Raw genomic sequence first — 20,143 nt, 5'->3', positions numbered from 1 at the left:
CCGCTCGGCCACGCGCCGCTCGGCCACGCGCCCGGCCGGACGGTACCCGGCCGTCCAGCCTCCGGCCGCCGCCCGGCTCTGCCACGATGGGCAGGCCCGGCCGCCGGCGACACCCAGGCGGCACGCCGGTGACCAGGTCGCGGGAGGCGCGCGGTGGGACGGGTCGTGGTGGTCGGCTGGACCAGCATGGACGTGACGACCCGCGTGGCCCGCATCCCCCGACCGGGCGAGACGGTGACGGGGAGCGCCGTGACGCTGTCCCCCGGCGGCAGGGGCGCGAACCAGGCGGTGGCGGCACGGCGGCTGGGCGCCGAGACGGTCATGGTGGGCGCCGTCGGCTCCGACGGTTTCGGCTCGGCACTGCGGGAGTTCCTGCGCGGCGAGGCGGTCGACGTCACCCCGCTGGCGGTCGTCGACGGACCCAGCGGGACGGCCGTGACGACGGTCGACGAGGCCGGCGAGAGCGTGATCGTCATCGTGCCGGGCGCCAACGCCGCCGTGTCGGCGGGCGGCCTGGATGCGCTGCGGCTGGGCCCGGGTGACGTGGTGCTGCTGCAGAACGAGATCCCGGCGGCGGTGAACGCGACCGCGCTCACCCGCGCCCGCGCCGCGGGCGCCCGCACGGTGCTCAACGCGGCCCCGCGCGGGCCCGTCGCGCTGAACGCGGTCCCGCGCCAGCCCGCCGCGGCCGACCCGTTCACCGCGGCCGGCCCCTTCACCGAAGCCGACCCGTTCACCCAAGCCGGCCGGTTCACCCAGGCCGACCCGTTCACCGATGCCGGCCGGTTCACCGAAGCCGACCTGCTCGCTGCCGCCGACGTGATCCTGCTCGACGAGCACGAGTTCGCGGGCCTGGTCCCGGCTGCCGTCGGTGTCGGCTCGCTGCCCGGCCCGCAGGCCCTCGTCGAGGTGCGCGGCCTGCTCGCCGACGGCGCCGGGCCGAACGACAACATCGTCGTCACCCTCGGCGGCGCCGGGGTGTGCGCGCGGATCGCCGGGACGGTCGTCACCCTCGCCGCGCGGCGCGTCCCGGTCGTCGACACGGCCGGAGCCGACGACTGCTTCTGCGGAGCGTTCGGCGCCGGCCTCGCCGGCGGTCTGCCCGCGGCCACGGCCCTGTTCCACGCGAACCTCGCCGCCACCATCGCCGTGCAGCGTCCGGGCGCCGGACCCGCGATGCCGACGCGCGCGGAGCTCGACGACCTGTTGACCGGCGGCGGCCCATAAGGACCGACCGCTGCAGGGGTGATGCGGCTCACACGCCGCCCGTGGGCGCGGCCACGGCGCGGCCGGCCGGCCCCCCTGCCGGCGAGTGTCGGCGGGAGCCCCTGGTGCCCGGCCGGTTACCGGTACCGTTGCGGCGGAGGGGACGTGTGCTGGGCGGATGCGGCGGCTGAGGCTGGTGGGGAAATGGACGCTCCGACGGCGCTCGTCGTCGACGACAACGAGATGCTGCGCGCGCTGCTGGGTCGGATCCTGTGCGCGGAGGGGTTCCGGGTGAGCGCCGCGGGCTCCGTCGAGGAGGCGTTGCTGCTCGACGCCGCCGCCCATGACGTGCTGCTCATCGATCTGCGGCTCGGCGGCCGCTCGGGCGCCGATCTCATCGACGAGCTGCGCCGGATCGACCCGGCCGTCACCGCGCGCTGCCTGGTCCTGACCGGGGCCGCCGGGCTGGATCCGGTGCCGGCCGGGCTCCCGGTGGTGACCAAGCCGTTCACCGCCGACGAGCTGGTCGCCGCGGTTCGCGAGGTCCTCCGCGTGGACCGGGGACACGGAGCCGACCGGAGACACGAAGCCGACCGGAGACACGAAGCCGACGGGGGATACGAAGCCGACGGGGGATACGGAGCCGACGGGGGGTGACGGCACAGACCGACGGCGACGAACCGGNGACCGCGACGCAGACCGCTCCGGCGCGGACCCCGGCCTGCCCCGTCCCCCGCTCACCGGGACCGGACGGCTCCCCGTCCGCCCCGGCGCTCGACCTGCTCCACCTGATGGTCGCCCTGCAGGAGCGCGGGCACCGGGCGCTGGCCGAGCGGCTGCACGACGGCCCGATGCAGGACTTCACCGCCGTCCTGCTCGAACTGGCCAGCGTCCGGCGGCGGCTGTCCGGCGACCTCGCGGACCGCGTCGCCGGGATCGAGCACCATCTGNGGTCGACAACGAGTGGTTTACAGCTCCTGCCGGGCGCCTTCCGACTCGGCTACGACGCGCGCCGGTCCCTTGCGGCGGGCTTCGCCCTGCGGATCGCCGGCCTGCTGGTCACCCGCCTGGACACCGATCTCCAGGTCGACGACCACCCGCCCACCCGCGCGGAGATCTCGGTGGTGCTGGCCGCCGCGCAGCTGCTGCTGATGGCGAGCGATCCGGTGGGCACCGGCGAGCATGCCTGGCTCGCGGTGCGCTCCGCGCCGGCCGCGGTCGACCTGCGGCTGCGGGTTCGGCCGGGCGGGTACGAGCCGCCCGCGGACGCGGCGCGGGCGGCTCGGCTGCGCCCGGTCGCCGACCTGCTCGGCGTCGAGCTGCGCCACGACCCCGCCACCGGCGGCTGGAGCGCCGCGCTCCGACTCGACCGCCCCGGCGCCTAGCCGAGCCAAACCAAGTAGCCAAGCCAAGCCAAGCCTCCCGGTCACGGCCGACCACGACGCGCGGGAGGCCGTTGCGGTGCGGTGTGCACGATCCCCTGGCTCAGACCGTGCAGAACGACCGCAACCCGCCCCGCCCGCCGCTTCCTGACCTGGTGGGCGGCTCCGCCGGGCCGGTGGAGCGGCCCGGCGGCCGTTTCGTGGTGCACTCAGTGCTCGATCGGGTTGTCGAGGACGTCGCGCACCTTCGCGAGCAGCATCTGCTCGGAGAAGGGCTTGCCCAGCAGNGTCAGGCCCGGATCGAGGGTCCCGTTGTGTGCCAGCACCGGGTAGGCGTAACCGGACATGAACAGCACGCGGATGCCCGGTCGGTGCCGGCGGACGAGTGTGGCCACGGTCCGGCCGAGGACCTGCGGCATGACCACGTCGGTCAGCAGCAGATGGATCTCGGNGGGGTGGCTCACGGCGAGCTCGACGGCGCGGTGCCCGTCCGCGGCGGTGATGACCTGGTAGCCGTTGCGAGCCAGCAGACGCCGGGTGACCTCGCGCATCGCCCGCTCGTCCTCGACGACGAGGATCGTCTCGCCGCCGGTGAGAATGGCCCCGTCGGAGATCGGTTCGGGGGTCGCGGCGACGCTGTCCACCGCCGGCAGCAGGATGCTCACCGTGGTCCCCAGACCCACGTCGGAGAAGATCTCCGCGTGGCCGCCGGCCTGGGTGATGATGCCGTACACGGTGGCCAGGCCGAGGCCGGAGCCCTCTCCCTTGCGCTTGGTGGTGAAGAACGGCTCGAAGGCGCGGCTGACCGTCTCCGGGGCCATGCCGCTGCCGCTGTCGCTGATGCGCAGGTTGACGTGCCGGCCGGCCTTCAGGCCGGGCCGGTCGCCGGCGATGTCCTCGTGGACGAGGATGTTCGAGGTGTCGATCGTGAGCTTGCCGCCGCCCGGCATCGCGTCGCGCGCGTTCACGGCCAGGTTGACCAGCACCTGTTCGAGCTGACCGGCGTCGGCGAAGACCGGCCAGGGATCGGCGGCCGGCAGGGTGATCAGCTCGACGTGCTCCCCGAGGGTGCGGCGCAGCATCTCCTCGATGTCGTGCACGACGTCGTTGAGGTTGAGCACCCGCGGTTGGACGACCTCCCGGCGGCCGAAGGCGAGCAGCTGGTGGGTGAGCTGGGTGGCCCGTTCGGCGGCCCGCTGGACCTGTTCGATGTCGCGGTGGGCCGCCTCCCACTGGCCGCCGTCGCGTTCGGCCGCCGTCGCGACCACCTCGCCGACGAACGCGGTGTAGTTGATGATCACACCGAGCAGGTTGTTGAAGTCGTGCGCGACGCCGCCGGCGAGCTGGCCGAGGCTCTCCAGCCGCTGCGACTGGTGGAGCTGGGCCTCGATCCGCTTGCGCTCGGCCTGCGCGCGCAGACGTTCCCGCTCCGCCTGCGCTTCCAGCCGGTCGGTCACGTCCCGGATCGCCGCCGAGACGAGCAGGCCGTCCTCGGTCTCCAGGGCGGACAGCGAGATCTCCGCCGGGAACTCGCTGCCGTCGCGGCGGCGGGCGGCGAGCTGCATCTGGGCGCCCATCGGTCGTGGCCGCGGATCATGGAAGTAGCGTTCACGATGCTGCGGATGGTGACTCCGGCCGGCCTCCGGCACGAGGATCTCCACCGACTGGCCGTGCAGCTCGTCGCGGCTGTAGCCGAACAGGCGCTCGGCCTGAGTGTTGACCAGCGCGATCCGGCCGTCGGACAGGACGGCGACGATGGCGTCCGGCNCCGAGTCCAGCAGGCCGCGGAACTTGGNCTCGGTTCGTTTGCGTTCGGTGACGTCGCGGACCGCGGCCGTGATGAGGAGCCCGTCGCCGCTCTCGATCGCCGACAGGGAGATCTCCGCCGGGAACTCGCTGCCGTCGCGCCGACGGCCGGCGAGCTCCATCCCCGCGCCCATCGGCCGCGGCTGCGGGTCGCTCAGGTAGGAACTGCGGTGGTGCGGGTGGAGGTGGCGGCCGGACTCGGGGATCAGGATCTCGACGGGCTCGCCGTGCAGTTCCTCTCGGGTGTAGCCGAACAGACGCTCGGCCTGCGCGTTGACCAGGGCGATCCGACCGTTCGCCCGGACGCCCACGATCGCGTCCGGCGCGGCGTCCAGCAGGCCGCGGGCCAGGGAACTCGTGCTCTCATCCAGGTGAACCACCCCACGGGGTGAACATCGTGCTACAGACGGACAGATCGTAGCNCCGACGCCGGACTTCATCATCACCCACGCGGGTAGACCTCGACCGAGTGTGCACCAAAGGTCCAGTCAGAGCGTGTACTTACGTGTGATCAAGGGCGGTGCCCACCGTCGGCCGCGTTGCGGTGCGACCGCCACCGCAAGGGCCTGACACGGGTCCTGACGGTTCCGCGGAACCGCGCCGGCGCCGCCCGCGGCGAGCCCACGTCACCGACGACCCCGACGCCCATGACCAGCTGCATACCGAGGGACGCCTGCTGGCGATGTGGCGCGAGGCGGTGATGGAGCACACCGCACACGAGATCAAGGCGGACGAGGCCCGCCGATGGGCCGCCCTCGCAGTGGAGGGCTACCGGCGGCGAGGTAGCGACTTCTCGGCCGAGGAGTCACACCACGCGGCGCTCACCCTCGCTCTCGCCTACCTCCGGGGCGGCCGGCCCGAGCCGGAGGAGGCGGCCCGAATCGCCTCCTCTCTACTCGACGAGGCGCACGGCCGCCGATCGGCCGCCAACCCGAGGGCTAGAGCCCGACAGGGCGGGACATCGCGCCGACGTCGAACTCCGCTCCAGGCCGCCTTGGCGGAACGGGGTGCTGTCCAGAGCCAGCCGTCACCGTCGCCGGGCGACGTCGGCGTAGACGCTCGCGTCGGCGTCGCTGACCTCGGTCCACCTGCTCGTACCGTCCGCGGCGGGGGCGGGGCGGGCGGCGGCGAGGTCGGCCAGGACGGCCTCGGCGGCGCGCCGGCCGGAGAACAGGGCGCCCTGGATCGAGCTGGTGTCCCGATGGTCACCGCACACGTAGACGCCGGACGGGGTGCGCACCGGCCGGCGCAGCACGCGCGGGCTGGTCATGTCGGGCAGCGCCCGCGCCACCGGATAGGTGGCCAGCAGGGTCCACCCGGCGGTGTCGGCGCCGTAGAGGGCGCCGAGATGGGCACGCACGGCCCGTTCGCTGCCGGACTGCGCCGCGGCCGTCGCGTGCGGGTCGGTCAGGCTGTGCGGGTCGGTCAGGCTGTGCTCGCCGGTCAGGCTGAGCGGGCCGGTCGCGCGCAGCGGGTCGGTGAGGTCGAGCGGCCCGAGCGCCGCCGCGGCGGCCGGGGCGTCCTCGGGCACGCCCAGCACCGAGGCGGCGATCAGCGCGGACCCCGGCGGCGCGTACGAGGGCGCCACCTCACTGAGAACCACCGTGTTGACCACCGGTCCGGTCCGGGACGAGCGCGCCGGCTGCCGGGCGTCGACGGCCCCCTCGACGACGAGCGCGCCGCGGCGCAGCGGCGGTTCGTCCGCCCGGAAGTAGTAGGTGGTCACGCCGTGCCAGGCCGGTTCGGTGATCCCCGGCACCAGCCGGGCGGCGGTGGTGCCGTCGGTGGCAACGATCACCGCCCTGGCCCGTAGTGACTCTCCGTCGCGGGAACGTACGCCGCCGCGGGTGACGATGTCGGCGGGACAGTTCAGCCGCACCGTGCCCGGCCGCAGCCGGGCCGCGAGCTGGCGGGGCAGCGCCGCCATGCCCTCGGCCGGTAGCACCGGCGCCCGGCTGGCGAAGCTGCGCCAGACGAGGTGGAAGAACCGGGCCGAGGTCGCGAGATCCTCCTCCAGGAAGATGCCACGCAGCAACGGTGCGAGCACCCCGTCGATCGCGTGGTCGGACAGACCACGGGCCCGCAGCTCCTCGCGGGTGCTGCGCTCGGGCCCGGCGACCAGCGTCGACGGCGGCCGCAGGCGGTCACGTGCCGTGAGGGCCGCCAGCCGGGCCAGGTCCGCGGCCCGCAGTGCCCGGCCCGGGATCAGGCCCGCGAGCGCCTCCGCGCCCCCCATCGGATCACCGAGCACCACCGACCGGACACCGTCGCGCAGCACCAGCCCGCGCAGGAACGGCCGCGGGCGCAGCGCCGGCAGGTCGATCTGGCGCCGGACCTCGGGGTAGGACGGCAGTAGCACCTGAAAGCCGCGATCCAGGCGGAACCCGTCGACCTCATCGGTGCGGACGCGCCCGCCGACGTCGTCGGCCGCCTCCCAGACCACCACGCCGAGACCCTGCTCGGCGAGCAGCGTGGCGGCCGAAAGCCCGGCGAGCCCCGCTCCCACGATCGCCACATCGGCCGTCTGCATGGCCACCACCCCGTGTCCGTGCGCCCGCCGGTCGCGGTGCTCCCACCGCTCTATCTACCCCTGGCCACGGCCCTGTCCCGCCCCTCCTGGCTACGGCCCTGTCCCACCGCCGGGCTCCGGACGCGCGTGCGGCACCGACCGCGCCTCCGGCGGTGCTGCCGGCCGGTCCGGCGACACGGCCGACGCCGACACGGCTGACGCCGACACGGCTGACGACTTCACGGCCGATGCTGGTAGGGCTGGTGCCGGTATGGCTGGAGCCGGTAGGGCTGGAGCCGGTAGGGCTGGAGCCGGTAGGGCTGGAGCCGGTAGGGCTGGAGCCGGTACCGCTGGTGCTGGTACGGCTGGTGCCTTCACGGCCAGCGCCGGCCCGTCCGATGACGGTGCCGGTGNGGGGATCCGCAGGGGTGTCTCGTGCCGGTTCAGCCCGCGCCGGGCCCAGGCGCGGTTGGCCTGGTCGAGCACGACGATCGAGAGCACCACGAGCGAGGAGCCCACGATGCCGTCGAGCCAGTAGTGGTTGGCGGTGACGACCACCACCATGATGGTGAGGACCGGATGCAGCACCATCAGCCAGCGGGCGCGGTGGTGCAGGATNGTGATCACCGCCCAGGCCTCGAGCAGCGACCACCCGACGTGCAGGCTCGGCATCGCCGCGTACTCGTTGGCGATGCCGCCGCTGCCCTCCCCGTAGGGCGAGGGGCCGTAGACCGCGCCGGTGTCGACGAGCGGCACGTGCAGCACCGACGGCAGGAAACGCGGCGGCGCCAACGGGTACAGCAGATGGATGATCAGCGCCAGACCCGTGGTCATGATCAGTACGTTGCGGACACGCGTCCAGTGCCGGCGATGCCGAATGAACACCCACAGCAGCAGCATGATGACCGAGGGAAAGTGAACCAGGATGTAGAACCAGTCCGCGGCCCGNATCAGCAGGTGCGAGTGCAGTGCCAGCCGCTGGACGGCGACCTCGCTGGGCAGGTGCAGGAATCGTTCGAGCCGCCAGACGTCCTTCGCCGCGGCCAGCGCCGCCGGTTCCCGGCCACTGGCCAGGTGGCGGCTGAAGCTGTACGTCCCGTAGAGCACGGCGATGAGCAGGAGCTGGCTGACGGCGTAGGCCACCGCCCCGGCCACCCGGCGCGCCCGGACGAGCGGCCCCGTCGGCGCGCGGGCGCCCGGGTCGATCCCGCCGAGCTGGTCGGACGGCGCGCTGGAGGTTCGCGGCGGCGGGCTGCCCAGCGTCCCCAGACCGTGCCGGACCAGGGGCGAGCTGACCGCCGGACGGCGGCCGTCGGCCGAGTCCGTGGATGGGGCCCAGCTCATCGGTGTTCCTCCCAACGTCCCGCGGCCACCACACGCGCCACGCCGATCGATCCGCGGTGGATGGTCGGCCCAACCCCCGGCCACACCGGACCCGCCACCCGCACGAGACCGACAACCATCGCGAAGCGCCCGGTATGCCCCGCAGCTACGGGCAGACCATCGGCCGGCGCGACCCCACCGGTCACCGTGTCGATGACGACTGTGCTCCTTCGAACCGCGTTCACGCCACGCGATATGCGCTGTCAGACATCTGTCGCAGGAACGATCGCGCCACGACGGAGCCGGTCACGTCACGACACCGACCCACCTGAGGGACGCGCCGGAGAGGGGCCGTGTGACGGCTCCACCGTGATTTGACACCGTCAGTGTCGGATGTTCCACGCTCGGGCGCAGTAGTGGTAGCTCCCCTGTCCGGCGGGGGGACTACCGGACCACGAGACTTCCGACCTCCCACGGCCTCGTCGGGCGGCGAGCAGACGGCCGGGGCCTGGTAGTCCATCGACAAGCACGAGGAGTGATCGACATGTCGGAACTGCGGACGCGCGGCGTGGCGGTCGTCACGGGGGGTGGCCGCGGCATCGGGGCGGCCTGCTCGGTCGCGCTCGCCCGACTCGGCTGGGACGTCTGCGTGGGTTACCGCAGCGACTCCGCCGCCGCCGAGCGGGTGGTGGGGGCGTGCCGGGACCTCGGCGTCACCGCGGCGTCGGCCGCCGCCGACCTCGCGCACCCCAGCGCCGTCACCGACCTGTTCGCCGCCGCGGACCGGCTCGGCCCGGTGACGGCCCTGGTCAACAACGCGGGCGTGGTCGCCCCCGCGGCCAGGATCGACGAGATGGACCACGCGCGGCTGCACACGATGTTCACCGTCAACATCACCGCCGCCTTCCTGTGCGCGGGGGCCGCGGTGCGCCGGATGTCGACGCGCCACGGCGGGCCGGGCGGCTCGATCGTGAACGTCTCCTCCGCGGCCGCGCGCATCGGCAGCCCGGGGACGTACGTCGACTACGCGGCGAGCAAGGCGGCCCTCGACACGATGANGCTGGGGCTCGCCCAGGAGGTCGCCGCGGAGGGGATCCGGGTGAACGGCGTTCGCCCGGGATACATCGACACCGAGATCCACGCCTCGGGCGGGGATCCGGATCGGGCGCGGCGGCTGGGCGCGACCGTGCCACTGGGCCGGCCGGGCCGGGCCGACGAGGTGGCGGCCGCGGTGGCCTGGCTCTGCACGGCGGCGGCGTCCTACGTGACCGGCGCCGTGCTGGACGTGAGCGGTGGGCGGCGACCGGGCCGCCGACGCCGCGGTGGGCTCAGGTGCCGAACCGGCGTGCCGAGCCGGCTCAGCGGGCGCGCTCGGGGCGCAGGATCACCATCGCGTCAGGGTGGCGGNGGGTGTAGCGCACGGCGGCCCGCCGAGGGGAGCCGGTGGCCCACTGGACGCTCCAGTCGACGCCGACGAGGTCGAGCAGTGAACGCAGCCGGCGTTGGAGCTCCTCACGGGTCTCCTCCTCGGCGATCCGCGCGGCGCACATGACCGTCTCGACGCCGAAGGCGCAGTACACCCCCGCGGTCCACCTCGCCCAGCGGGACCAGCGATCCATCGTCGCGATGAGCACGAGATCGGCGTCCAGCCGCGCGGCGAGGTCGGCGGCCAGCAATACATCAGCCATATCCGACAGGTCCCCGAAGCGAACGCCGACCACCACATGGCGTTCGGTCCGAACCCGGGGAGTGACTTCCGTTCGCTCTGCCCGTTCCACGTTTCCTCCCGCGAGGCTTTCCCAGCGTCGTNGATCGACTGTCGGTGTGAACGGGATTGTCTCGCTTCACGGCCTGCGATGTCGGGGTAACCGACTCATCGTCAGTACCCCCTCTACCCGCAGATCATCTGTTCNGGATCGCGTTTGGGCACGACGCCGGCCGCTCCGGCGGGCTAATACCGCCAGATGCCGGATCCGCACCACCCGTCAGCCGCTCACCGTTCCCGGTTGATTGTGGNGGGCGAGACCGGAAAGGGGAAGACCTTCGCGGTACCCATGGGCCCTGGAGTGCTCCCACCAGTGGGCCGAACCGGCCGGTCGTGACCCAGGAGACGCAGGCGATCACCTCCGGTACTCCCGGCGCGTCGGTGGGCCTCACCTGCGACGCTTCCACCATGGCGGGACCGGGTCCGCCGGCGGTTCGCGGCGGGTCCGCACCGACGGGCCACGGATGGCGTGACGACCGCCGCCGGCACGGCGGTGGCAACCTCGGCGCAAAGGAGCTGCAGATGTCGGTGTTGGACCGGTTCCGGCTGGACGGTCGCGTCGCGATCGTCACCGGGGCGTCCTCCGGTCTCGGGGTGGACTTCGCCCGCGGTCTCGCCGAGGCCGGCGCGGACGTGGTCCTCGGCGCCCGGCGGGTCGAACGGCTCGAGGCCACCGCGAAGCTGGTGGAGGCGGCCGGCCGGCGGGCGCTGGCCGTCGCCGTCGACGTGGCCGACCCGGCCGGCGCCGAGCGGGTCGCGGCGGCCGCGATGGAGGCGTTCGGCCGGGTGGACGTGCTGGTCAACAACGCCGGGATCGGGACGGCCGTGCCGGCCCTGAAGGAGACGCCCGAGCAGTTCCGCACCGTCCTGGACGTCAACCTCAGCGGCTGTTACTGGATGGCGCAGGCCGCCGCCCGGGTGATGCGGCCGGGCAGCAGCATCGTCAACATCTCCAGCGTGCTGGGCCTGACGACCGCCGGGCTNCCACAGGCCGCCTACACGGCCAGCAAGGCCGGACTGATCGGGCTCACCCGGGATCTGGCCCAGCAGTGGACCGGTCGCCAGGGCATTCGGGTGAACGCTCTCGCCCCCGGCTTCTTCCGCAGCGAGATGACGGACGAGTACCGGCCCGGCTACATAGAGACGCAGTTGACGCGGGTCCTGGACGGTCGCTTCGGGGAGCCGGCGGAACTGACCGCCGCGTTGCTCTTCCTGGCCTCGGACGCCGGCAGTTTCGTCACCGGGCAGACGCTCGTGGTGGACGGCGGATTCAGCATCACGTGATGCAGCGCGACACGTGATGCGGCGCCCGGAGGATCGTCTCCGTCAACCGTTCGTGTACCGCCGATCGGAGTCCGGCCGGTAACCGCCGGCCGGACCACGAGGCGCCCGGGTTGTCCGGCAAGCCCGGATCGTCCGTGGACGTGGTTCTCCGCGGACGTGGTTCTCCGGGCTCGCCGCCCTCCGGACGGTCTCGCGTTCTCGGTACCGAGTCCGTTCTCCGGACTGAGTCGCATTTTCCGGATGATGTCGCGGTCCCCGGATGATGTCGCGGTCCCCGGATGATGTCGCGGTCCCCGGATGACGTCGCAACCCCCGGATGACGTCGCGGCCTCGGGACGGCGTCAGTTCTCCGGCGGCCTCAATTCTCCGGATGATTCTCCAGTGGCATCAGTTCGGCCGCGAAGGAATCGAGGAAGCTCGGCCAGCCGTCCGGCGTCGTCATCGGATGGATGACGAACTTGCTCACCCCCACCGCGAGGTACTCGCCGATCAGCTCCCGCGCCGCGGCCCACCCGACCGGCAGGAGCCGCGCTGGATCGACGTCGGGGTAGCGCCCCCGCAGTGCCGCCAGCGATTCCGCGGATGGTGGCGCGAAAGNGACGCGCAGGCTCAGCCCGAAGTGATCGTCGTCGATCCGCCGGCCCGCGGCCGCGGCGGCCGCGTTGATCTCGGTGATGCCGGCCGCCGCCTGCTCGGGGCTGACCAGACTTGCCAGCCAGCCGTCGCCGAAGCGGCCGATCCGGCGCAGGGCGGCCGGGGCCGCGCCGCCGAGCCAGATGTCCAGCGGTCGGGTGGGCAGCTCCCCGATGCCGACGTCGGTGAAGTCGAAGAACCGGCCGTGGAAGGTCACCCGTGGCTCGCGCAGCAGCCGGCGCAGCACCTCCAGCGCCTCGTCGAACACCTCGCCACGGCGGCCCACGGTCCCCGGTGTCCCCGCGGCCCGCGACTCGCCGTGGCCCGCCGTCGGCGCGGCCCGGGCCTCGGTCCGCCCCGGCGGGAGCGGGTAGGCGGGCCGGTCGCCCGGCCGACCCGGGGCAAGGCCGAGCACCGGCAGCACCCGGCGCGGGGCGAGCAGCGCCAGCGAGGCCAACTGCTTGGCGAGCAGCACCGGATTGCGGCCCGGCAGCACCGACACCCCGGTGCCGACCTTCAGCCGGCTGGTGCGGCCCAGGGCGAAGGCCATCCCGGCGAGCGGGTCCACGGCGGGGGTGGAGAGCTGCTCGGACAGCCACAGCGAGTCGATCTCGAGCTTCTCCAGCCGGTCCACCAGGGCCGCGAACCCGGCCGGCGCCACACTGCCGAAGCCAATGCCGATCCGGACCTTCATCAGCTCTCCATCCCGGCCCGGATTCCGTCGACACCCGAGCCCCCGCTTCCATAGTGGGCTCCAGGCGAGCGACGTGGGTCACCTTCGCCGCCGTGGGTCACCTTCGCCGCCGTGGGTCACCTTCGCCGCCGTGGGTCACCTTCGCCGCCGTGGGTCACCTTCGCCGCCGTGGGACACCTCGGCCGCCGTGGGACACCGTCCCGGCGCGATCCCGTCCCCGGCGTGGATCACCGTAGCCGAAGCGAGCACCTCGGCGGGCGCTCAGTGGCCGGCGGTGTCGATGCCCGGTACGGCGGCGAGCTCCGCCCGCAGACCGGCGACCACCTCGGCGAGCAGAGGCTGGCGCAGGACCGCCCGGTGGTCCCCGGGAATGCGCCGCAGCGACGCGGGACCGGTGAGCACTCCGCGCCAGGCCTCGATCTCGTCGTGGTCGTCGGCGAGCCAGACGACCGTGCGCCCCTCGTAGGTGTGCGGGCGATAGGTCATCGTGAGGATGCGGCCCTGGTTGTGGAAGATGTCGTAGCGGTGCGTCCCGCGGAAGCGGACGACACCGGCGAGCGGGAGCTCGACGAGCTGCCGCAGCCGGTCGGCCACCACCCGCGGGCTCAGCGCGGGGCCCTCGTCGGCGGCGAGCGGCCCGGGGCCGGCCGAACTCGGGATGTCGGCCGGCCGGTCCGGGTGCCGGCCCTCCAACTGGCTCGTCGGGATGATCGCGCCGGTGCGGGTCAGCCGGGCGGTGCCCGGCAGGTAGGTGTCGATCAACGCCAGCAGGCCCACCTCGTGGCCCGCCCGCCGCAGCAGCCGGGCGACCTCGAGTGCGATCAGACCGCCGAACGAGTGCCCCACCAGCAGGTACGGGCCGGTCGGCTGCAGCAGGCGGAGCTCGGCCACGTGCCGGCGGGCCGCGGCCGCCACCGACCAGTCCGGGATGCCACGCTGTTCGAGGGCGTGCGCCTGCAGGCCGTAGACGCGGCGTTGCGCGGCGAAGTGCCGGGCGAACGGCAGCAGGGCGATCNCGGGTGCGCCGGCCTCGGGGAAGCAGAACAGCGGGGTGCTGCCGGGCGCGGCGGCGGTCAGTGGCACCACGGTGGGATGGCGGTCCGCCTCACCCTGCTGGGCGGCCCAGATCGCGGCAAACCCGGCCGGCGTGCGGGCCGCCACGATCTCCGACGCCGCCAGGACCACCCCGAACTCGTCGCGCAGGATCGCCGCGAGCTCGCCCGCGGCCGCCTCCCCGCCGGGGGCTCCCACGACGTCGTCGTGCGGGCCGGTGGCGGCGACCCCGAGCACGCGGGCCCACAGCAGTGTCGCGGCCATCTCGTACGGGCCGTCCCCCAACGGGTCGGCCGCCGGGACCGACCCGGCGGAACGCGCAGAAGCCCGGACGACCTCGGCAGCCACAGCGACCTCCGACGACGCAGCGACCTCCAACGACGCGACGGCCTCGGGAGCCGCAACGACCTCCGAGGCCGGGACGTCGGCGAGAGCCGTGCCGGTATCGGCGCGGTCGGGACTCGGTGACGCGGAATCGGGCAGCCGATCGNCCGCGGACGTGCCCAGCAACGACATCACCCCACAGGACTATGCGAAGGCCACATTGAACACCAGTGTCGGACTAGCCCGACACACCCGTCGGTGCCGTCCGGCGCGGCCGGCGTTCCCTGGGGCGCGCCATCCTGCACAACCGGCGTCCGCGCCCCCGCGGCCCCCCGACCAGCGGACGACCGGTCCGGGGCGGCCAGACCGACCCTCACGCCGCGATGCGGCGGGCCGCCCGGTCCCGAGTTGCCATTGACGCCGGCAGGCCCCGGCGGTCACCGTGGACAGGTGGGTGATGTGGGCAAACCCGAACGGATCGTCGAGGACGAGCCGATCAGCTTCCCCGATGCCGAGCCGTTGACGATCCCGGCCGTCCCGGCTGCCCCCGCGCCGGAACCGGAGCCGGTGCCCGGGTGAGCCTGCTCGGCTGGCGCCAGTGGGCGGTGGACGGCCAGGGGCAGCTCCGCCCGGCCTGGACGCCGTGGTCGCCGTTTCCGCCGGGCATGCTCCTGTGGCGGGCCGACGGCATCACCCAGGCTCGCTGCCTGCGGACGAAACGGCCCGATTCGGTCGCCGCCGGCGAACCGCCGCCGGCGCACCACCGGGTGCCGGACGACCACCGACGGCCGCACGAGCGCCGGCTGCCGGACGAACAGCGGGTGCCGGACGATCACCGGGTGCCGGACGAACACTGCCTGTGTGGCCTGTACGCCTGGCGCACCCCGGAGATCCTCGCCGCAGCGCGCAGGCCTCGCTGGACCGCGCTGCCCTGTGTGGTCGGCGTGGTCCGGCTGGGCGGCCGGATCATCATCGGCGAGCGGGGTTACCGCGCGGAACGCGGCTATCCCGTCGCCGTGCTCGACCGCCACGGNGTCGTGTCCACCAGCTACGCCGTCGCGAGATATCGCACTTTTTCCGCCCTCGTCGCCGAGTGGACGCCGTCCGGGTCCGAGGCGACGGGCATCGATCAGATAGCCGGGTGAATCCGGTCAGATAACGCGCCACCGCGGCCGATGTGCCGCCAGCCGGTCGGGACGCTCCCACTAACGGGTATCTCCTGCGGGACCACTCCCACCAACGCCGGTCACACTGCGCACCGAATCCGGTGCGCTTTGCTCCCAATGGAGGTAGCCGGGGCGGATATCGTCGGCAACGTCACGCATCCCGACGTGTGCGGGCAGCGCGTCGGACCGCGGGGCACGCGAGGGGGGTACCGTCGTGACCAGCTCCGAGATCAGCAGTACCGGAACCCCACCCAGGGGAGCTCCGAAGGCCGGCAGCCCGCGGTCCGCGGCCGCCGGCGCATACCCGACGGTCACGCCCGCCGGGCAGCGGCACCTCTCCACGGCGGACGCCCGCAGCCGGCGGCGGCTGGTGCCGCTCGCGGTGGCGCTCGGCTACCTGGCCCTGTCCGTCTGGATCTTCCGCGCGAGTTGGCACCATCTCGGGAAGGTCACCTACGGCGGCAATGACGCCTACCTGTTCTCCTGGTTCCTCGGGTGGACGCCGCACGCGCTCGGCAGCGGACTCGACCCGTTCCTGACCCACCACCTCAACTCTCCCACCGGCGCGAACATCCTCTGGAGCACGCCGGTGGTGCTGCTCGGCCTGCTCGCGGCGCCGATCACGCTGCTCGGCGGTCCCGTGACCACGCTGACGGTGCTGCTGACGATCGCCCCCGTGGCCAGCGGCCTCGCCCTGTTCTGGGTACTGCGCCNCTGGGTCCGCGACGGCCCCGCCACCCTCGCCGGCCTGCTCTACGGCTTCGGGCCCTACCTGATCGGCAGCTCCTACGGCCACCTGCACCTGGCGTTCGCTCCGTTCCCGCCGCTGGTCCTGCTGCTGCTCGACGACCTGGTCGTCCGCGGCCGCAGCCCGCGACGCACGGGGATCCTGCTGGGGCTCGCGGTCGCCGCTCAGGCCCTCGTCGGCGAGGAGATCCTCGCGACCACGGCGCTGGCGGCGGCGGTCGGGCTCGCGGTCCTCGCCGCCCGCAACCTCGCGGTGGTCCGCGAGCGGCTGGGTCCCGTGCTGCGCGGCCTCGCGACGGCCGGGCTGGTCGCCGCCGTCGGACTCGCCTGGCCGCTGGGCGTGCAGTTCTTCGGCGGGCAGCGGGTCCACGGCTCGATCCAACCGTCCGGCATCGCCGTGACCGACCTGTGGAGCTTCGTCACCCCGACACCGCTACAGGAGATCGCCCCGGATCTCGCCCTGCGGCACAGCCTGCGCTTCACCGGCAACNCCGTCGAGGTGGGCGGCTACCTGGGTGTCCCCCTGATCCTGCTGGCCCTGGCCGCGGCGGTCCGCGCGCGGCGCCACCCGCTCGTGGGCATCCTCGCCCCCGTCGGCCTGGTGATGGCGATCCTCTCCTTGGGCGACCATCTGCACGTCGACGGTCGCACCACGGCGATCCCGCTGCCCTGGCTGCTGCTCGGGCGGGTGCCCGTGCTCCACAACGCCCTGCCCTCACGGTTCGCGCTGTACGTGATGCTGTGCGTGGCCGCCGTGACGGCCGTCGGTCTGGACCGGCTGGCGGACCGGCTGGCGGACCGAGGCCGGCGCGCGGCCGACGCGGCGGGTGTCCCACCCACGGACGGCACGTTCCCGGACCTGGGCAGCCCCGTCGGCGGACGCGGTCGGCATCAGGCCGACGACCGGTCGTGGCGGTCGCGGCGATCGTGGCGGGCCGGCGGGCCGGATGGATGGCGCGGCCGGCTCGCTCGATCGGGCGCCGCCCTGGTGACCGCGGGGGCGTTGGCCATGCTCGTGCCGGCTCCGTTGCTCACCACCCCGGCCCACACCCCCCCGTTCTTCACCGGCGACGGGGTGCGGCAGATACCGGCGGACGCCACCGCTCTCGTCGTCCCCTACCCGCATCCCCAGCAGGCTCAGGCGATGCTGTGGCAGGCCGAGGCGGACTTCCGCTTCGTCATGCCCGGCTGCTACTGCACCGTGCCGGGNCCGACCGGCCGAGCCTCGTTCCACGGCCCCGGCGACGCCCTGACCTCGGCCCTCATCGACATCGACAACGGCATCACGACGGCGGCGGCCGTCTCCGGATCACCCCAGGTCCGCGACGCGTACGACCGGCTGTCGCCGGACGCCGTCGTGCTGGGACCGGCCCGCCGGCCGGCCGAGCTGCGCGCGCTGCTGGCCAGCCTCGTCGGCCACCCGCCCCGGCACGTCGGCGGGGTCGACCTGTGGTTGCCCGCCGGGTGACCCGCCGCGGGCACCGCCCGCACCGACGCCGACCGCACCGACGCCGACCGCACCGATGTCGACCGCACCGATGTCGACCGCACCGATGTCGACCGCACCGATGTCGACCGCACCGATGTCGCCCAGCGGACAAGCCGAGCACGCAGAAGAATCGCCGCCGGGAAGGGTTTGGCGAGAAGCTGACCGAAGGACGGACAATCGCGCCGCCCCGGCCGGGAACCCGCTACGAGGTTTCCTCTACGATCTCCCGCATTCCGCGACCACGGTTGTCGGCGGCGAACAGTCCAGAGCGGAGGACGCCCGGTGTCGACGGATCAACCGGCGGGCCGCCAGCCGCAACGTCTGACCCGACGCCAACGCGCCGCCGCGGGCGGCGTCGTCGTGCTCGCCGTCGCCGTCGCCGTCGTCCTCGCCACGACATCTGCGCGTTCCTCGGCGGCGGACGGCTGGCCGCCCACCGGCCGCTCGGCCTGCAAATCCGTGCAGATCTTCACCGGCAGCGTCGGTTCCCCGTACAACCAGTTTGCCCGGGTACTCCGTGCCCGGCTGGAGGCGGCGCCGGAACACTTCGACGTGGACGTGGTGGAGACGGCCGGTTCGACGCAGAACATCTACGACCTGGAATCCCCCGAGCCGCCCCACTGCGGGCTGGCAATCGCCCAGCTCAACACCACCGTGGACGCCACCGAGGGGGTGAACCAGTTCGACCCGACCCGCGGCGGTCAACCGGTGGCGGGCCTGCGCACCCTGGGGCCGGTGCACCGCGACCTGCTGCACGTGATCGTCCGGGACCACCCGCTCGGGCCCGGCGACCCGCGGGTCGACAGGCTGGNCGACCTGTGTCACCGGACCATCGCGGCGGGCCAGCCGGGCTCCGGTGTCCGCCAGATCGGCGATGTCCTGCTGCGCGTCGGGCTGCCCAACTGCCACCCCGACCTCGACGACTCGTCCATCGACGACGCACTGCGGCGGCTGTCGGGCGGCCGGGTGGACGCGGTCATCTGGGCGGGTGGCGCGGGCACCCGGCAGATCAGGAATGCCATCAGCGCCGGCGCCCGACTGCGCCTGCTCGATCTTTCCGAGTTCCGGGCCCCGATCACGAAGGACTGGAACACGTTCTACGGCAACCGGGAGCACTTCTACGCCGGTGAGGTGTTCGGCGCCGGCGGCCTGGGCCCCGCGGACTACGCGGGGATCCGCCCCATCCAGACCGTCACGATTCCCAACGGCCTGATCGCCCGCACCGACACCGATCCGGCGCTGGTCCGCCGGGCGACCGCCGAGCTGTACCGGGACCAGGGCGACTACGAGGCGGCGCTGTGGGGCACCAACCCCGCCCACCGGCGTATCCCGGACGCCCTGTCCATTTACGAAGGCCCACTTTTCTGCTATATACCGCTGCATCCGGCAGCCGCGGAATACTACCTTCGAGAATTCCGGNGGGTACCGAGCTGCGGCACGACCTGACGTGACCGGCACACGCACACGCACACGCATGGTGCCCGAAGGCGGGGCCGCCGGAGACTGGGGCTAGAGGACACACCGTGCTGAGACCACTGACCGACACCGATCCCCGGATAATGGGGCCCTACCGCCTGCACTACCGCATCGGCGCCGGCGGCATGGGCGTCGTCTACCTCGGGTTNGCGGACGAGGATCGGCCGGTCGCGGTGAAGGTGCCGCACGAGGCGTACGCCAGCGATCCGGAGTTCCGCGCGCGGTTCCGGTCGGAGGTCACAGCCGCGCGGCACGTCCAGGCCAGCACCGTCGCCAGAGTGATCAATGCCGAGGTGGAGGGCTCGCGTCCCTGGCTGGCGACGGAGTACGTGCCGGGNCCGACGTTGCACGCCGCCGTGTTGGAGCACGGGCCGCTCGTCGACCGGCATCTCGACAACCTCACGATCGGGCTCGCGGCCGCGCTGGAGGCCATCCACGACGCCGGGGTGGTGCACCGCGACCTGAAGCCGGCGAACATCGTGATGTCCTGGACGGGACCGAAGGTCATCGACTTCGGCGTCGCCCGCTCCGCCGAGTACACCGGCTATACCCAGGCCGGCGAGCTGGTCGGCACGATCGCCTGGATGTCCCCCGAGCAGCTCGACGGGCAGATCGCGGGCCCCGCCGCGGACATCTTCGCCTGGGCCTGCTGCGTGGTGTTCGCCGCGACCGGGCGCCGCCCGTTCCGCGGTGAGACCCAGGAGATCGTCGCGCTGCGGATCGGGGCGGCCGAACCGGATCTTGACGGCACCCCCGACCGGTTGCTCGACGCGGTCTCCCGCTGCCTGGCGAAGGATCCCGCCCGGCGCCCGGCGGCCGGCGAGCTCGTCCGCCTGCTCTCCCGCCGGTTCTCCCAGCCCGCGACCCCCGGCGACGAAAGAACGCCGCCCGATCCGCCGACGATCACGCCCCCGCCGCCCGATCCCCCACCGCCCGATCCGCCGATCATCGATCCCCCGCCGATCACGCCCCTGACGATCGAGACGCCGAAACCTGATCCCCGAGGGCCCGGCGCGCAGGACGCCGAGAATCGCGACCGCAACCCCGAGAGTCGCGGACCCGTCCCCGAGGATCACGACGTGACCCGGTTGGCGCCCCCCGGGCCGCCGCCAACCCCACCACCCACTCCGTCGCGACCCACCCCGCCGCGACCCACCCCGCCATCACCTACCTCGCCGCGACCCACCCCCCCGCGACCCACCCCGTCGCCACCACCGCTCCCGTCACCACCCACCCCGTCACCGCCACCGGTCCCATCACCACCCGCTCCGTTGCCACCACCGGTC

8 protein-coding genes and 16 pseudogenes are annotated in these 20,143 nt (G+C 73.6%); 12 read left to right on the top strand and 12 right to left on the bottom strand.

Going from position 1 to position 20,143, the window contains the following annotated elements:
- The first annotated feature begins 153 nt into the window (after positions 1-153).
- Both UK94_RS03880 and UK94_RS03875 read left to right on the top strand, forming a co-directional pair.
- Entirely contained in the window at positions 154-1,227 is a 1,074-nt protein-coding gene (locus tag UK94_RS03880; protein ID WP_011602010.1) for a ribokinase, read from the top strand.
- 183 nt (positions 1,228-1,410) lie between these two features.
- A complete protein-coding gene (locus tag UK94_RS03875; protein ID WP_011602009.1) occupies positions 1,411-1,863 on the top strand; it encodes a response regulator in 453 nt (150 codons plus the stop codon).
- 934 nt (positions 1,864-2,797) lie between these two features.
- On the opposite strand, the pseudogene UK94_RS72765 reads toward UK94_RS03875, so the two are convergent.
- The 8 genes and pseudogenes from UK94_RS72765 to UK94_RS39080 all read right to left on the bottom strand — a co-directional run.
- Positions 2,798-2,875 (bottom strand): annotated as a pseudogene (locus tag UK94_RS72765) (hypothetical protein); the annotation flags it as partial.
- A gap of 1 nt (position 2,876) precedes the next feature.
- Positions 2,877-3,039, bottom strand: a pseudogene (locus UK94_RS39100) (response regulator); the annotation flags it as partial.
- A gap of 1 nt (position 3,040) precedes the next feature.
- Positions 3,041-4,355: pseudogene (locus tag UK94_RS03865) on the bottom strand (PAS domain S-box protein); the annotation flags it as partial.
- A gap of 29 nt (positions 4,356-4,384) precedes the next feature.
- On the bottom strand, positions 4,385-4,774 hold a 390-nt coding region (locus tag UK94_RS39095), incomplete at its 3' end, for a PAS domain S-box protein (RefSeq protein ID WP_235486432.1).
- Between the two features lie 647 nt (positions 4,775-5,421).
- Positions 5,422-6,924: an NAD(P)/FAD-dependent oxidoreductase gene (locus tag UK94_RS03860; RefSeq protein WP_157734113.1), complete on the bottom strand. Its 1,503-nt coding sequence runs from the start codon at positions 6,922-6,924 to the stop codon at positions 5,422-5,424.
- A 393-nt stretch (positions 6,925-7,317) separates the two neighbouring features.
- On the bottom strand, positions 7,318-7,521 hold a 204-nt coding region (locus tag UK94_RS39090; RefSeq protein WP_313949450.1), incomplete at its 3' end, for a phosphatase PAP2 family protein.
- 1 nt (position 7,522) lies between these two features.
- Positions 7,523-7,851 (bottom strand): annotated as a pseudogene (locus tag UK94_RS39085) (phosphatase PAP2 family protein); the annotation flags it as partial.
- 1 nt (position 7,852) lies between these two features.
- Positions 7,853-8,247: pseudogene (locus UK94_RS39080) on the bottom strand (inositol phosphorylceramide synthase); the annotation flags it as partial.
- Between the two features lie 523 nt (positions 8,248-8,770).
- On the opposite strand from UK94_RS39080, the pseudogene UK94_RS39075 reads away from it, so the two are divergent.
- The 4 genes and pseudogenes from UK94_RS39075 to UK94_RS39060 all read left to right on the top strand — a co-directional run.
- Positions 8,771-9,284, top strand: a pseudogene (locus UK94_RS39075) (SDR family NAD(P)-dependent oxidoreductase); the annotation flags it as partial.
- 1 nt (position 9,285) lies between these two features.
- A pseudogene (locus tag UK94_RS39070) lies at positions 9,286-9,633 on the top strand (SDR family oxidoreductase); the annotation flags it as partial.
- Positions 9,634-10,513: 880 nt separating this feature from the next.
- Positions 10,514-10,974 (top strand): annotated as a pseudogene (locus UK94_RS39065) (SDR family NAD(P)-dependent oxidoreductase); the annotation flags it as partial.
- Between the two features lies 1 nt (position 10,975).
- On the top strand, positions 10,976-11,275 hold a 300-nt coding region (locus UK94_RS39060), incomplete at its 5' end, for an SDR family oxidoreductase (protein WP_235486431.1).
- Positions 11,276-11,633: 358 nt separating this feature from the next.
- Here UK94_RS39060 and UK94_RS39055 read toward each other — a convergent pair.
- From UK94_RS39055 to UK94_RS72760, 4 genes and pseudogenes are all read right to left on the bottom strand, one after another.
- Positions 11,634-11,872 (bottom strand): annotated as a pseudogene (locus UK94_RS39055) (TIGR03854 family LLM class F420-dependent oxidoreductase); the annotation flags it as partial.
- Position 11,873: 1 nt separating this feature from the next.
- The coding region (locus tag UK94_RS03830; RefSeq protein ID WP_235486429.1) for a TIGR03854 family LLM class F420-dependent oxidoreductase at positions 11,874-12,602 on the bottom strand (729 nt) is incomplete at its 3' end.
- Between the two features lie 261 nt (positions 12,603-12,863).
- Positions 12,864-13,617, bottom strand: a pseudogene (locus UK94_RS03825) (thioesterase domain-containing protein); the annotation flags it as partial.
- Position 13,618: 1 nt separating this feature from the next.
- Positions 13,619-13,919 (bottom strand): annotated as a pseudogene (locus UK94_RS72760) (non-ribosomal peptide synthetase); the annotation flags it as partial.
- A gap of 3,183 nt (positions 13,920-17,102) precedes the next feature.
- Between UK94_RS72760 and UK94_RS39045 the strand changes: the two are divergent.
- From UK94_RS39045 to UK94_RS03805, 6 genes and pseudogenes are all read left to right on the top strand, one after another.
- Positions 17,103-17,360 (top strand): annotated as a pseudogene (locus tag UK94_RS39045) (hypothetical protein); the annotation flags it as partial.
- 303 nt (positions 17,361-17,663) lie between these two features.
- Positions 17,664-18,192, top strand: a pseudogene (locus UK94_RS39040) (C4-dicarboxylate ABC transporter substrate-binding protein); the annotation flags it as partial.
- A 1-nt stretch (position 18,193) separates the two neighbouring features.
- Positions 18,194-18,800: pseudogene (locus UK94_RS39035) on the top strand (TAXI family TRAP transporter solute-binding subunit); the annotation flags it as partial.
- Between the two features lie 104 nt (positions 18,801-18,904).
- Positions 18,905-19,005 (top strand): annotated as a pseudogene (locus UK94_RS72755) (hypothetical protein); the annotation flags it as partial.
- A gap of 1 nt (position 19,006) precedes the next feature.
- A pseudogene (locus UK94_RS39030) lies at positions 19,007-19,194 on the top strand (serine/threonine protein kinase); the annotation flags it as partial.
- Between the two features lies 1 nt (position 19,195).
- Positions 19,196-20,143 (top strand): serine/threonine-protein kinase (locus tag UK94_RS03805; protein WP_235486427.1); only part of this gene is annotated, 948 nt, incomplete at both ends.

The sequence above is a fragment of the Frankia sp. AvcI1 genome (assembly GCF_001420875.1).
Classification (GTDB): domain Bacteria; phylum Actinomycetota; class Actinomycetes; order Frankiales; family Frankiaceae; genus Frankia; species Frankia alni.
The sequence above is the reverse complement of the archived record's forward strand: the minus strand, read 5'-3'. Positions and strand labels throughout refer to the sequence as shown.

Bases quoted from the DNA above. Each gene is read 5' to 3' on its own strand.
- UK94_RS03860 (WP_157734113.1), bottom strand. From the start codon at position 6,924: ATGCAGACGGCCGATGTGGCGATCGTGGGAGCGGGGCTCGCCGGGCTT.
- UK94_RS03875 (WP_011602009.1), top strand. From the start codon at position 1,411: ATGGACGCTCCGACGGCGCTCGTCGTCGACGACAACGAGATGCTGCGC.